A 13,315-nucleotide genomic window follows, 5' to 3' on the forward strand; every position below is an offset into this window, starting at 1 on the left:
GAAAAAGATATTACAAAAGATGCAATTAAAAATGAACAATTTGAAATCTATAATTAATACCACCGGCTTTCTTTTAGCCATTTTACTTGGATTTACCGGTTACTCTCAAGATGTGATCGTGACCGATAGTACTTCTATCCAACCTGAGGATGAGATCGCAAAAAATACCGTTGCTGAAAAGAATAACTCAGAACGTAGAAAAGTAGATGGAATTGCCGCCGTAATTGGGGATTATATTATTCTTGACAGCGATGTAGATATGATGTACAAGGATATGCAAAGCCAGGGAATGTCTACTGCAGATGTGACCGATTGCCAGCTGGCTGGTTCCCTTATGGAAAATAAACTTTATGCACACCACGCCATCCAGGATAGTATTATTGTAATGGATGCCGAGGTTAATAGTTATATAGACCAGCAAATTTCTGAAATGGTACGCCAGGTAGGTTCTATGGAGAAAGTCCTGGAATTCTACAATAAAGAAAATGAAGCTGAATTTAGAAGCGAATTGTTCGAGCTTAATAAAGAACGACAGTTAGCAAACCGCATGCAGCAAAGAATTGTGGAAAATGTAGAAATTACTCCGGAAGAAGTAAGAGCTTATTACGAAAGCATTCCCGAAGACGAATTACCGGTTTTTGGAGAAGAAGTAGAGCTTTCTCAAATTGTTGTAGAGCCGGAAATTCCTGAAAGTGAAAAACAAAAAGTAATTGATCGTTTAAACGATTTTAGGGCAGATGTTTTAGATAACGACGCCAGCTTTGCCACCAAAGCGGTGTTATATTCTCAAGACCCTGGAAGTGCAAGAGACGGTGGTAGAATTTCTCTTTCCAGAAAAGATAATTTTGTAAAAGAATTTAAAGACGTAGCTTTTAGTCTTCAAGCTGGGGAAGTGAGCGAACCTTTTGAAACCGAATTCGGTTTTCATATTATCCAGGTAGATAGAATTAGAGGGCAAAACATAGACCTAAGACATATACTACTTATTCCAGATGTTACCAATGCTTCAGTAGAAGAAGCCAAGGCAAAAATTGATAGCATTAGAAAAAGAGTAGACGAAGGGGTTTTAGATTTTGCTGAAGCTGCCCGTGAATTTTCTGACGAAGAAGAAACCAGGGGAGATGGTGGGAAACTTATAAACCCAAGAACGGGTGATACTCGTTTTGAACTTTCTAAAATAGACCCTAAGTTATATGATGAGGTAGGAGAGCTACAGGAAGGAGAACTTTCACTAAGATTGCGTGACCAGGATAGAACCGGGCGCCCGTTTTTTAAACTTATAAAAGTAAATAAAAGAATAGCGGAGCACGAAGCTAATTACGCTACAGATTTTACAAAGATCAAAGAGCTTGCGTTAAGAGACAAACAGTTAGAAGCTATAGAAGAGTGGCAACAGGAAAAAATAGGAGATACCTATATAAAAGTAAACGGAAAGTTTAAAGACTGTGAGTATAGCAGTAACTGGTTAAAAAAATAGCATTTTATCAATGTCAGACGTTGCTCTAGTAGAAAAACTGGTGGTTAAACACCGGGATTTAAAGAAAGAAATTGCCAAAATAATAGTAGGGCAGGATGTGGTTATAGACCAAATCCTGCTTTCGGTTTTTTCAGGAGGGCATTCGTTGTTGGTTGGGGTTCCCGGTTTAGCCAAAACCTTAATGGTAAATACCATTTCCCAGGCTTTAGGCCTCGATTTTAAAAGAATACAATTCACCCCAGATCTTATGCCCAGCGATATTCTTGGGGCAGAGATTCTGGACGAAAACAGGAGCTTTAAATTCATAAAAGGTCCGGTTTTTTCAAATATCGTCCTTGCCGACGAGATTAATAGAACTCCACCTAAAACCCAGGCTGCTTTATTAGAAGCTATGCAGGAAAGATCTGTAACCGTTGCCGGGCATAATTACAAGTTGGCTAATCCTTATTTTGTACTGGCTACTCAAAACCCAATAGAACAGGAGGGAACCTATCCCTTACCTGAAGCGCAGTTAGACCGGTTTATGTTTTCTATTCTTCTGGAATACCCAAGTTTTCGGGAAGAAGTAGACGTGGTGAAAAGCACAACTTCAGATAAAACTCAAAAGATAAATGCGTTATTTTCTGCGGAAGAAATCGTGGAAATTCAGCAATTAATTCGTAGAATTCCTGTGGCTGATAATGTGGTGGAATATGCTGTGAAACTGGTAGGAAAAACCAGACCAGGTTCTGCTGAAGCCCCGCAATTTGTAAAAAACTATTTAGATTGGGGAGCAGGGCCAAGAGCCTCTCAAAATCTTATTCTTGCCGCTAAATCTCATGCAGCGGTGAATGGAAAATTCTCGCCCGATATTGAAGACGTGCAGGCCGTAGCTATTGGAATTTTACGCCATAGAATTATTAAAAATTACAAAGCTGAAGCCGAAGGAATTTCAGAAGAAAAAATTATTAGAGACCTTTATTAACGGAGATGGGATTTCGCCAATTTCTTTTTTTGAAAATAATTGGGCAAAAACTTCGCATTGGAAGGCTTTTCTATTTTTGGGCTTTTTTCTCAATTCTGAGGAAAAAACTTATTCCACCTTTAAAATAACAGGTTCAAAAAATTCAAGTAAGGTCTCACCAGCATTCCCTTATCAAGAATGGGTTTAAATTTTGATTTATTCAGTACGAGTAATTGAATTTTTGAGAATTCGGTAATATTAATTTGCGGAATTCACAATATTCATCCTCAATATTATCTTTAGTTGAATTTAAGTTATCATAAATTATGAAATGTAAAATTATTTTCATTAAATTTTGATAATCACTTCTTATTTTCAAAATCCACTCGAAATCCTTAAATTTGCTAGACTTTTTTAGAACTAAATATATAATAATATGGCATACGATATTGATATGATCAAGAAGGTATACAGCCAAATGGCCGAACGTGTGAATACTGCACGCGAGGTGGTTGGAAAACCTTTAACCCTTTCAGAAAAAATCCTTTATTCGCATTTATGGGATGGTGCAGCCAAAGAGGCTTACCAAAGAGGAAAAGACTATGTAGAATTTGCGCCAGACAGGATTGCCTGCCAGGATGCAACTGCCCAAATGGCTTTATTGCAGTTTATGCAAGCCGGGAAAAAACAGGTTGCAGTTCCAACTACAGTGCATTGTGATCACCTTATCCAGGCCAAAATGGGAGCTGCAATAGATTTGCAGGCTGCCAATAAATCAAGTAGTGAAGTTTTTGATTTTCTTGAATCTGTTTCTAACAAATATGGAATTGGTTTTTGGAAACCGGGAGCAGGTATTATTCACCAAGTTGTTTTAGAAAACTATGCATTCCCTGGAGGAATGATGATTGGTACCGATTCTCACACAGTAAATGCCGGCGGACTTGGAATGGTTGCGATTGGTGTTGGTGGTGCCGATGCGGTAGATGTAATGGCCGGAATGGCCTGGGAACTTAAATTTCCAAAACTTATTGGCGTTAAACTAACCGGAAGCCTTTCTGGATGGACCGCTGCAAAAGATGTTATTTTAAAAGTTGCCGGAATTCTTACTGTAAAAGGGGGAACGGGAGCAATTATTGAATATTTTGGCGAAGGTGCCCGCTCTATGTCGGCTACCGGAAAAGGAACTATTTGTAATATGGGAGCTGAAGTTGGTGCAACCACTTCAACTTTTGGGTACGATGAGTCTATGGACCGTTACCTACGTGCTACAGATCGTGCTGAAGTTGCAGACGCCGCCAATGAGATTAAAGAACACTTAACGGGAGATGATGAGGTTTATGCAAATCCTGAACAATATTTTGATGAGGTAATTGAAATTAATCTTTCTGAATTAAAACCTCACCTTAATGGGCCATTTACTCCAGATTTAGCGACTCCTATTTCAGAAATGGGCGCTAAAGCAAAAGAAAACGACTGGCCAATTAATGTAGACTGGGGGCTTATAGGTTCCTGTACTAACTCTTCTTACGAAGATTTAACCCGGGCAGCTTCTATCGCAAAACAGGCTGTAGATAAGAAAGTAAAAGCAAAATCTGATTTTGGTATTAACCCGGGATCTGAACAAATTAGGTTTACTGCAGAGCGTGACGGATTGTTAAAGATCTTTGAAGATCTTGATGCTACAATTTTCACCAATGCCTGCGGACCTTGTATTGGGCAGTGGGATAGAAGTGATAGAAAAGGGGACGAGAAAAACACTATTGTGCATTCTTTTAACCGAAACTTCTCAAAACGTGCCGATGGGAATCCAAATACCCACGCCTTTGTAGGTTCTCCAGAGATGGTTGCTGCAATAGCAATTTCAGGTCGATTGGATTTTGATCCAACTCGCGATAAGCTTATCAATGAAGATGGGGAAGAAGTGATGTTAGACGAACCAACAGGAATTGAATTACCTTCTGATGGGTTTGATGTTGAAGAAGATGGGTATGTACCACCAAACGAAGATGGAAGCTCTGTAGTTGTAAAAGTAGCTGAAGACAGTGAAAGACTACAGTTATTAACTCCGTTTGAGCCCTGGGATGGTAAAAATCTTATGGGAGCTAAGTTGCTTATCAAAGCTTTTGGAAAATGTACTACCGACCATATTTCTATGGCAGGACCGTGGTTGCGTTACAGAGGTCACTTAGATAATATTTCTAACAACTGCCTTATTGGAGCTATTAATGCTTACAATAAAAAGACAAACTTTGTAAAAAGTCAACTTACCGGTGAGTATGATGGTGTTCCTGCTGTACAACGTACCTATAAAAAAGAAGGTGTTCCAACTGTAGTTGTAGGAGACCACAATTATGGAGAAGGTTCTTCTAGAGAGCACGCGGCTATGGAGCCTCGCCACCTGGGAGTAAAAGTGGTATTGGTAAAATCTTTTGCCCGTATTCACGAAACCAACCTTAAGAAACAAGGTATGTTAGGATTGACTTTTGAAAATGAGGCCGATTATGACCTTATCCAGGAAGACGATACCTTTAACTTTATAGATCTTGAAGATTTTGCTCCAGACAAGCAAATTACTGTAGAGATTGTACATGCTGATGGTAGTAAGGATACTATTAAAACAAACCATACTTATAACCAACCTCAAATTGAGTGGTATAAACATGGTTCAGCTTTAAACTTAATTAAGAAGCAAAACGCTGCTTAATTAGTTTAGGTTTATAAATTTTAAGAGGCTGATTAATTTTTGATCGTCTCGTCATTCTGAACTTGTTTCAGAATCTAAATTCTTAGGAGTTAGACCCTGAATCAAGTTCAGGGTGACGTGGATAAAATCAATTTTAATCAGCCTCTTTTTTATGGATTAAATTTAGATGTTAAGTACCTTTGTTATTTACGTCTAAGTATTAAAATTCGGCAATGAAGAAGCTTTTCAAGAATCAATGGTCTAACATTATTTTTATTGTAATTATCCTGGTAATGATTATCCCACAAACCCGCAAGCCCATTCAAATTGTGGTAAATAAAATCTTTGCATTTAGTCCTTCTGCGACCGATGAAGAAGATAGAAAAGAGCTTGAAACCTATAATTGGACGTTAGAGACAGAATTGGGCAAAAGAGTAGATTTTTCTGAATCTAAAGGAAAAGTGATAATCGTAAATTACTGGGCTACCTGGTGCCCACCCTGTATTGCTGAAATGCCAAGTTTTCAGGAACTTTATACAGATTATAAGGACGATGTAGCATTTTATTTTATCTCTGGCGAAGATCACGAAACTACCAACAACTTTCTAAAGCGTAAAGGCTATAACTTCTCCAGTTACAGGATGCTCTCTGAAGATCCAAAACCTTTAGATGGCTATACCTTACCTTCTACTTATGTAATTGATAAAAGCGGAACTATTGTAGTGGATAAAAAAGGCGCAGCCGACTGGAATAGTCAGAATTTTAGAAACCTGTTAAGTCAGCTTATAGCTGAATAAATTAAAAGGTTTTCCTGAAAAATGATTTCACAAAATCGAAACTATAAAGCGAAAACATAATTTTTAAGTCTTCTGAAACCGTAGTTTCTTCATCCAGGTATTTAAAAATGTCTTGCGGGGAATTTTTAGTGTAAAATTTGGTGAAAATTTCCTCTCCTTTTTGATTATTCTGGGCAAGTACATCCAGGAAAATAGCATCGTATTTTCTAAATTTATCGTTTATTAAGTTTTCTCCCGGTATTTTTCCGCTTTTAATATTTTTAATAATTCGGTTTATACGTTTTTCTGTGTTTTTAAACGAATAACCGGTAGAAGGTTTTACCCAGCCACCACCGGTACCAATTTTGGTAATTTGTTTAGTGTTTGCTTTATTAAAAGGGAAATCGGTCATTGGGATAACGCCAGTTTCAGTGCTTTTAATCGTAAAATCCTTTGTTTTTAAAATCTTTTCAAAATATTTCTGAAGCATTTCATCATACACTTTATCTTCAGTTAAAAAGGGAGAGAAAAAAGTATATTCAACTAATGCTTTTCTTTCAGTAAAAGGGAGGATATAAGTAAAAGCGGTAGCGCCGGGATACTTAATTCTATAATCCATCATCGTAAAAGAATCTGGGCTAAAAGTGGGTTTTTCGGTTTTTACTTCCCAGCCTTTAAAATGTTGAAAAATAGTAGTGTGTTTTTTACTTTCCAGGTAAGAAGGATCTACCCGGCTGTCAAAAAAATGTGTAGCGCCATAAGATGTTTTTCGGCCTTTGGCCTTCATGGTTACGGGATCAATTTTCTGAATTTCATCGGTAATAAATTCAATATCACCAGATTCTTCTATCTCTTCCTGTAATTTTTGATGATAATCTGCCGCTTTTATCATCTTATAGGAATAAGGGGAAAGTTGTAGGTCTATATTTTCTTCAGAAGAAATAAATTTTCCGTTATTCCAGGATTTGGTAAGTAGATGATCCCATTTGCCTGAGCCTTTTTCCCAATAACACCAGGTTTTAACCGGCATAGAAAAATCAGAATCTATTATGGCAATCTTTTTTCCTTTGAAAAAAACATCCCGGTTAAGTTGCCGGGCTAATTGAAGGCCTGCAAGTCCTCCACCAATAATTACATAAAAATATACGGGACCTAGCATAAAATTACTAAACGCAGCATTACTATTTTATTTTTTAAAGTATTTGAAAGGTACGAATAACATTCCAAAACATTCGCCATCATCTTTGCCAAGATGTTTATGATGCATTTTATGTGCTCTTCTTATTCCTTTAGCGAAACGGTTATTAGCATTTCTAAACATTTTAAATCGTTGATGTATAAAAATATCGTGAACTGTAAAGTAAGTAATGCCGTAGGCTAAAATTCCCAGGCCAATGGGTAGGCCAATCCAAACATCTTCATAACGCCAAAGCAGGAAAAAACCAATACTCACCAGGGCGTAAAAAATAAAGAAAAGGTCGTTGCGTTCCCACCAGTGACTGTGATCTTTATGGTGATGGTCTTTATGAAGCTTCCAAAGAAGCCCGTGCATTATATATTTATGGGTAAACCAGGCCATTCCTTCCATTCCTGCAAAGGTGCCCAGAAAAACCAGAATCCATAATAAAATATCCATATTAAATAAGTTTTAATCTATAAGAAATGTAAGATTTGGCCAAAAGCCCTGCTTTTTGATAATCTGGAACCCTAATCCTGCTGTTCCTAATTTCTAAAGAAGGTACTTTTTTAAGCTTGTGCAATAATTTTCTATAATAAATATATGCGGTGTAAACACCAAATTTAGCTTCTACCGATAAATGCGAAATTCCGCTTAAACCGTGTTTAAAATCTTCTTCTATTTCTGCTATAATCTTTTGTTTGCTGGCTTCATCTAATTGTTCAAGATTGGTGCCGGGAAAATAACTACGGCTAAGATCTTCAAAATCGGCTTTTAGGTCTCTTAAAAAATTCACCTTCTGAAAAGCAGAGCCTAAACTCATTGCCGATTGCTTCAGCGATTCAAATTTTTTATGATCCCCCTTTACAAAAACCTTTAAACACATAAGGCCTACTACGTCTGCACTTCCGTAGATATATTCTTTATATTCGGCAATACTAAGATAGTCAGATTTATGCAAATCTAAGCGCATACTCTTCATAAAAGCGCGATAAAGCGATTCGTCTATTTGATACTTATGTACGGTTTCCTGAAAAGAATTTAGAATGGGATTTAAGCTAATTTTATCTTCAATGGCTTTATAAAGATCTACTTCAAAATCGTTAAATAGTTTTTCCTTATCATAGTCGTGAAAAGTGTCTACAATTTCATCGGCAAAGCGCACAAAGCCGTAGATATTATAAATATCCTGACGAATAGAGGGCGCGAGCATCCTTGTTGCGGTAGAGAACGAGGTGCTGTATTGGTGAGTAACAGTTTTACTACAAGCCCGTGAAACATTGTCAAAAATGGCTTTCATAATTTAATTTTCTTTTTGAATTAATCCCGCAGCGAGCTTTCCTGAAATAAGGGAAGGAGGCACCCCGGGACCGGGAACACTTAACTGCCCGGTAAAAAATAATTTGTGCACTTTTTTGCTCTTTAATTTAGGTCTTAAAAATGCAGTTTGCAAGAGGGTATTTGCCAGACCATAAGCATTACCCTTATAAGAGTTATAATCTTCTTTAAAATCCTTGACGCAAAACGATTCTTTAAAAAGAAGATGGTCGGTTACATTTTGATTGGTTAAACTTTCAAAACGGGTTATAATTTTCTGAAAATATTTCTCCCTAATTTCTGGAGTATCTTCCACATCGGGTGCCAGCGGAATTAAAAATATACCGGCTTCTTTTCCCTCCGGTGCGGCGGCATCATCTGTTACTGAAGGGAAACTCGCATAAAAAAGTGGATTTTCTGGCCACTCGGCATCGTCGTAAATTGCTTTTGCGTGTTTCTCGAAGTCGGTATCAAAAAATAAGGTATGATGCGTTACATTCTCTAATTTCTTATTAAAACCGGCAAAAAATAATAAAGCTGAAGGAGCAAAGGTCTTTTTTTGCCAGTAAGACTCCTTGTATTGTCTTTTGTATTCTGGCAGTAAAGTTTCGGTATGATGATAATCGGCACCGCTAAGAATATAATCGGCACTTATTTTTTTACCATTTACCTGCATTCCTGTTGCGGTATTGTTTTCAACAAAAATTTCAGAAACCGGGGCATTGGTATTTATTTTAACGCCCAGGTAATTCGCCAGGTTTTCCATGGCTTCAATCACCTTATACATTCCGCCTTTGGGGTGCCAGGTTCCCAGGCCAAAATCGGCGTAATTCATAAAACTATAAAAAGCCGGGGTGTGGCTGGCTTTAGCTCCAAGAAATAGTACCGGAAATTCAAGAATTTGAATAAGTTTCTGATTGGTAAATTCTTTCCTGACTTCTTTAGAAATTGTGCTAAAAAACTGGCCTATTTTGCCGGCTGTGGTTGGCGTAATTAGTTCTAAAGGAGAAACGCCGGGGCGATATACCAAATCTTTAATGGCTATATCATAATTGTTTTTAGCTTCCTCAATAAACTGTTTTAGCTTTATTGAACTTCCGGGTTCTTCGGCTTCAAAAGCCGCGCAAATTTTCTCTAGACTGTCCTCTATGGTAATGCTATCATTTTTTCCGAAGAAAACTTTATAAGCGGGACTCAATTTTTCCAATTCATAATAATCTGAAGGTTTTTTACCGAAATCGGAAAAAAAGCGTTCAAAAACATCGGGCATCCAATACCAGGTGGGACCAATATCAAAACAGAATCCGTCTTTTTTAAGCTGGCGTGCGCGTCCGCCTATATTTGCATTTTTTTCAAATATTTCAACCTTATAACCATCTCTTGCGAGGTAGCAGGCGGCAGCAAGAGATGCAAAACCGGAACCAATTATAGCAACTTTTTTCTTCATATTTAAAGGTTATCTATAAATTGGTTTAGGTTGGTGTAAGTCTTCACAAAGGCTGGAAGCTCTTTATGCTGAATTTCCCTTATTTTATGTCCAAAAAGCAATAGCTCGTAAGTTTTCTTTTCGCAAACTTCTTCGTTAAACTGGTTTATAAAGTCTTCAACATCCCCGGGAGCGGTGGTAAAATAACTTACAAAGCTCAGGTTATTGTGGCGTTCTAATAAATAGCCAAGATCTGTTAGTGGTAAACTGGGGCCTAAATAAATTGCCTGGTTCCCGTGATAAAGAAGTTCATAATACAGGTATATAATTCCAATATCATGAATTTCATTTTCGGGAAGAAAAAGTACATATAGCTTATCGGTAGTTGGTTTTATCTCCTTCTTTATTTCAGCGAGATTAAAATATAGTTTTTGTTTAATGAGATCTACAATGTAATGCTCGTGAATTGGCTTAATGGTGTCGGTTTGCCATAGCATACCAATTTGTTCCAGTAAGGGAAGGAAAACCTGGTGAAAGATTTGCCTGAAGCTTTTATCTTTCTGCAGCGTCTCATAGGTATTATTAAAAAGCTCTTCATCAAAATTCATCATAGAAAGTTTAAATGAATTTTGAGCGCGGTTTTCTTTACTGGTACTGGCAGAAATACTTCTTACCATTTTAGCAATTTCTTCATCACTTAGTTTGGAAATCCTGGAAATCTTATAACCGTGTTCGTTCAAAAAGGCTACGTTTAAGATCTTTTGCAGGTTAGAACTATCGTAGGTCCTTATATTTGTAGAGGTACGGTCGGGATTTAAAATATTATACCTTTTTTCCCAAATTCTTATGGTGTGAGCCTTGATACCGCTTAAATTTTCAAGGTCTTTTATACTGAAATTTTGCTTAATTAGTTCCATATTGTGTTTAAGATAGTCAAATCTAACTAAAATTGAACATTAAACACTTTACGGAAGTGTTAAAATGTTTAATGGTTTAGTTAAAAAGTTAAACACTAAAATTTATGACGAAGATTTCTTCAAAACTTGTCCTTATAACGGGTGGCGCATCTGGTATAGGAAAAATAATGGGCAGGGAAGTATTAAAACACGGGGGTAAACTGGTAATTTGGGATGTTGATAAGCTCAATTTGCAGGGTACACTTGATGAATTTAAAGAATTAGGCCAGGTCTATGGCTATACCATAGATATCACTAATACAATTTGGGTAAAGGAAATGGCAAGGCAGGTTGAAGATGAAATTGGCAACATAGATATTTTAATAAATAACGCCGGGATTGTTTATGGAGGTTATTTTCATGAGAATTCTTCTGATAAAATAGAAAAGACAATGAAGGTGAATGCGATTGCCCCAATGCAGCTTGCCTTAACTTTTCTCCCCGGAATGATGAAAAGGCAACAAGGTCATATTTGTAATATAACCTCTTCTGCCGGTTTGGTCTCTAATCCAAAAATGGCGGTTTATGCGGGTAGCAAATGGGCGGCCACCGGTTGGTCTGATAGTTTACGACTGGAAATGAAACAGCTTAAAACCGGCGTTGGCGTTACCACGGTTACTCCTTACTATATAAATACAGGAATGTTTGACGGGGTGAAATCTAATATTCCTATTCTGGATCAAACTAAAGTGGCTAAAAAAGTAATTAAAGCAATACAAGAGAACAGGATCTATCTAAGTATGCCTTGGAGTATGCGTTTTGTAAGATTTTCGCAAGGACTTTTTCCAATCTGGTTTTACGATTGGTTTGTAGGAAGGTTAATTGGAGTTCATAAAACGATGGATGATTTTAAAGGTCGAAAAAAATAAAATTATGATGGAAACTTCAGCAAGTACAATTTCTGAAATTTATAACAAGCAAAGAACGTTTTTCGCTTCTCAGGAAACTAAAAGTATAGATTTCAGGCTTAAGCAGTTAAAGAAATTAAAGAAAGCCATTCTTCATTATGAAGATAAAGTGAATAAAGCTTTATGGGCAGACCTTCATAAATCTAAGGAAGAAGCTTTTCTTACCGAAACCAGTTTGCTTATAGAAGAGTTGAATTATCATATTAAAAACCTCAAGAAATGGTCACAGCCTAAGAAAGTGGGGACACCTTTACAAATTAAACCTTCCCGCTCAAGAATCTATTTTGAACCGCTGGGCATTGGTTTAATAATCGCGCCGTGGAATTACCCGTTTCAGCTAACTATAAATCCATTAATTGGTGCCATTTCTGCCGGATGCTGTGCGGTGCTAAAACCTTCGCCAGACACACCAAATGTTGCCACGGTTATAGAAGAAATGATTTCAGAATTTTTTCCTTCAGAATATATTTCGGTGGTGCAGGGAGGGAAGGAAGCTAACCAGGAGCTGTTTAAATTTCCATTTGATGTTATGTTTTTCACCGGTAGTCCAGGTGTTGGAAAGATCGTTATGAAAGCCGCTGCCGAGCATTTAAGCCGAGTGGTTTTAGAACTGGGAGGTAAAAGCCCGTGTATAGTAGATAAAACAGCAAACCTGAAAATTGCCGGAAAAAGAATTGCCTGGGGTAAAATTATAAATGCAGGACAAACCTGTATCGCACCAGATTATTTGCTGGTTCATAAAGAGGTTAAAAAAGATCTTTTAGCTGAAATTACGAATTCTTTTGAAGAAATGCTGGGAGATAATATCGCACATTCTAATCATTATGGCCGAATTGTAAACCCAAACGCGATGAATAGGTTAATGAAATATTTAGATGGCGATATATATTACGGCGGAAAAGTAAATTTAGAAAAAAAATATATTGCTCCTACGATTTTAAATAATGTAAAACCTGAAGATGAGATTATGCAGGAAGAGATCTTTGGACCTATTTTACCGGTAATGGAATTTGAAGAAATAGAGCAAGCCTTATCTTATATAAACAAGAATGAAAAACCGCTGGCGCTTTATTATTTTGGAAAAGATAATGGCGCAGATCAAGTTTTACGAGAAACAAGTTCTGGGGGAGCCTGTATAAACGATACGCTTTTACACGTAGCGAACCATAAATTGCCTTTTGGCGGTGTGGGAAACAGCGGAATGGGGAAATATCACGGTAAAGAAAGTTTCCTGGCTTTTACGCACGAAAGAGACGTGGTAAATTCAACTACAAAACTGGATATACCATTAAAGTATCCGCCTTATAAGTTTTTTGGATTGATAAAGAAAATAGTAGGATAGTAATTTAGAAAGTGCCCGGAGCGGGAGTCGAACCCGCACGCCCTAATGGACACATGGCCCTCAACCATGCCTGTCTACCAGTTCCAGCACCCGGGCTTAAAACAAGTCTGGAAATAGTACATTTCCTAGGGCTGTTGCAAGAAATTGAATTCAAAGAATTCTGAACTTAAAAATGTGATCTGGCTGGGGCTTTCCGATATTTCGATATCGTTTCAATCGGAATAAACTTCTCGCCCAACAAAATCTGAACTTTAAAATGTGATCTGGCTGGGGCTCGAACCCAGGACCCTCTCCTTAAAAGGGAGATGCT

The 13,315-nt window shown here is 37.3% G+C and carries 11 protein-coding genes and 1 tRNA gene; 6 read left to right on the forward strand and 6 right to left on the reverse strand.

Annotated elements, in window-relative coordinates; translation table 11 throughout:
- The 4 genes from AACZ30_RS09600 to AACZ30_RS09615 all read left to right on the forward strand — a co-directional run.
- A partial coding sequence (locus AACZ30_RS09600) for a peptidylprolyl isomerase (protein WP_339649051.1) occupies positions 1-1,477 on the forward strand: 1,477 nt, incomplete at its 5' end.
- Between the two features lie 10 nt (positions 1,478-1,487).
- Positions 1,488-2,441 (forward strand): MoxR family ATPase, encoded by a 954-nt coding sequence (locus tag AACZ30_RS09605; RefSeq protein ID WP_339649052.1) that lies wholly within the window; start codon positions 1,488-1,490, stop codon positions 2,439-2,441.
- 415 nt (positions 2,442-2,856) lie between these two features.
- A complete protein-coding gene (locus AACZ30_RS09610; protein WP_339649053.1) occupies positions 2,857-5,124 on the forward strand; it encodes an aconitate hydratase in 2,268 nt (755 codons plus the stop codon).
- A gap of 212 nt (positions 5,125-5,336) precedes the next feature.
- A complete protein-coding gene (locus AACZ30_RS09615) occupies positions 5,337-5,900 on the forward strand; it encodes a TlpA disulfide reductase family protein (protein ID WP_339649054.1) in 564 nt (187 codons plus the stop codon).
- Position 5,901: 1 nt separating this feature from the next.
- On the opposite strand, the gene AACZ30_RS09620 is transcribed toward AACZ30_RS09615, so the two are convergent.
- Genes AACZ30_RS09620 through AACZ30_RS09640 form a run of 5 tightly spaced genes read right to left on the reverse strand, consistent with a single transcriptional unit; the run spans position 5,902 to position 10,716 of the window.
- Positions 5,902-7,038 carry a lycopene cyclase family protein gene (locus tag AACZ30_RS09620; protein WP_339649055.1) on the reverse strand — a complete coding sequence of 379 codons (1,137 nt, stop codon included), beginning with the start codon at positions 7,036-7,038 and terminating at the stop codon, positions 5,902-5,904.
- 27 nt (positions 7,039-7,065) lie between these two features.
- Positions 7,066-7,515: a sterol desaturase family protein gene (locus tag AACZ30_RS09625; protein WP_075327602.1), complete on the reverse strand. Its 450-nt coding sequence runs from the start codon at positions 7,513-7,515 to the stop codon at positions 7,066-7,068.
- A gap of 1 nt (position 7,516) precedes the next feature.
- Positions 7,517-8,356 carry a phytoene/squalene synthase family protein gene (locus AACZ30_RS09630; protein ID WP_339649056.1) on the reverse strand — a complete coding sequence of 280 codons (840 nt, stop codon included), beginning with the start codon at positions 8,354-8,356 and terminating at the stop codon, positions 7,517-7,519.
- Positions 8,357-8,359: 3 nt separating this feature from the next.
- The gene (locus tag AACZ30_RS09635) at positions 8,360-9,820 is read right to left on the reverse strand and encodes an oleate hydratase (RefSeq protein WP_339649057.1); all 1,461 of its coding nucleotides are present in this window, start codon (positions 9,818-9,820) and stop codon (positions 8,360-8,362) included.
- Positions 9,821-9,822: 2 nt separating this feature from the next.
- Complete coding sequence (locus AACZ30_RS09640) at positions 9,823-10,716, reverse strand: MerR family transcriptional regulator (protein ID WP_339649058.1); 894 nt, start codon at positions 10,714-10,716, stop codon at positions 9,823-9,825.
- Between the two features lie 104 nt (positions 10,717-10,820).
- Here AACZ30_RS09640 and AACZ30_RS09645 point away from each other — a divergent pair, with 104 nt between their 5' ends.
- Both AACZ30_RS09645 and AACZ30_RS09650 read left to right on the forward strand, forming a co-directional pair.
- Positions 10,821-11,624: an SDR family oxidoreductase gene (locus tag AACZ30_RS09645; RefSeq protein ID WP_339649059.1), complete on the forward strand. Its 804-nt coding sequence runs from the start codon at positions 10,821-10,823 to the stop codon at positions 11,622-11,624.
- 4 nt (positions 11,625-11,628) lie between these two features.
- Positions 11,629-13,005: an aldehyde dehydrogenase gene (locus tag AACZ30_RS09650; RefSeq protein WP_339649060.1), complete on the forward strand. Its 1,377-nt coding sequence runs from the start codon at positions 11,629-11,631 to the stop codon at positions 13,003-13,005.
- 12 nt (positions 13,006-13,017) lie between these two features.
- Here AACZ30_RS09650 and AACZ30_RS09655 read toward each other — a convergent pair.
- Positions 13,018-13,101, reverse strand: a tRNA-Leu gene (locus AACZ30_RS09655).
- Between the last annotated feature and the right edge of the window lie 214 nt (positions 13,102-13,315).

The sequence above is a fragment of the uncultured Salegentibacter sp. genome (genome assembly GCF_963972535.1).
Lineage (GTDB): Bacteria > Bacteroidota > Bacteroidia > Flavobacteriales > Flavobacteriaceae > Salegentibacter.

Bases quoted from the DNA above. Each gene is read 5' to 3' on its own strand.
- AACZ30_RS09605 (WP_339649052.1), top strand. From the start codon at position 1,488: ATGTCAGACGTTGCTCTAGTAGAAAAACTGGTGGTTAAACACCGGGAT.
- AACZ30_RS09610 (WP_339649053.1), top strand. From the start codon at position 2,857: ATGGCATACGATATTGATATGATCAAGAAGGTATACAGCCAAATGGCC.
- AACZ30_RS09615 (WP_339649054.1), top strand. From the start codon at position 5,337: ATGAAGAAGCTTTTCAAGAATCAATGGTCTAACATTATTTTTATTGTA.
- AACZ30_RS09620 (WP_339649055.1), bottom strand. From the start codon at position 7,038: ATGCTAGGTCCCGTATATTTTTATGTAATTATTGGTGGAGGACTTGCA.
- AACZ30_RS09625 (WP_075327602.1), bottom strand. From the start codon at position 7,515: ATGGATATTTTATTATGGATTCTGGTTTTTCTGGGCACCTTTGCAGGA.
- AACZ30_RS09630 (WP_339649056.1), bottom strand. From the start codon at position 8,356: ATGAAAGCCATTTTTGACAATGTTTCACGGGCTTGTAGTAAAACTGTT.
- AACZ30_RS09635 (WP_339649057.1), bottom strand. From the start codon at position 9,820: ATGAAGAAAAAAGTTGCTATAATTGGTTCCGGTTTTGCATCTCTTGCT.
- AACZ30_RS09640 (WP_339649058.1), bottom strand. From the start codon at position 10,716: ATGGAACTAATTAAGCAAAATTTCAGTATAAAAGACCTTGAAAATTTA.
- AACZ30_RS09645 (WP_339649059.1), top strand. From the start codon at position 10,821: ATGACGAAGATTTCTTCAAAACTTGTCCTTATAACGGGTGGCGCATCT.
- AACZ30_RS09650 (WP_339649060.1), top strand. From the start codon at position 11,629: ATGATGGAAACTTCAGCAAGTACAATTTCTGAAATTTATAACAAGCAA.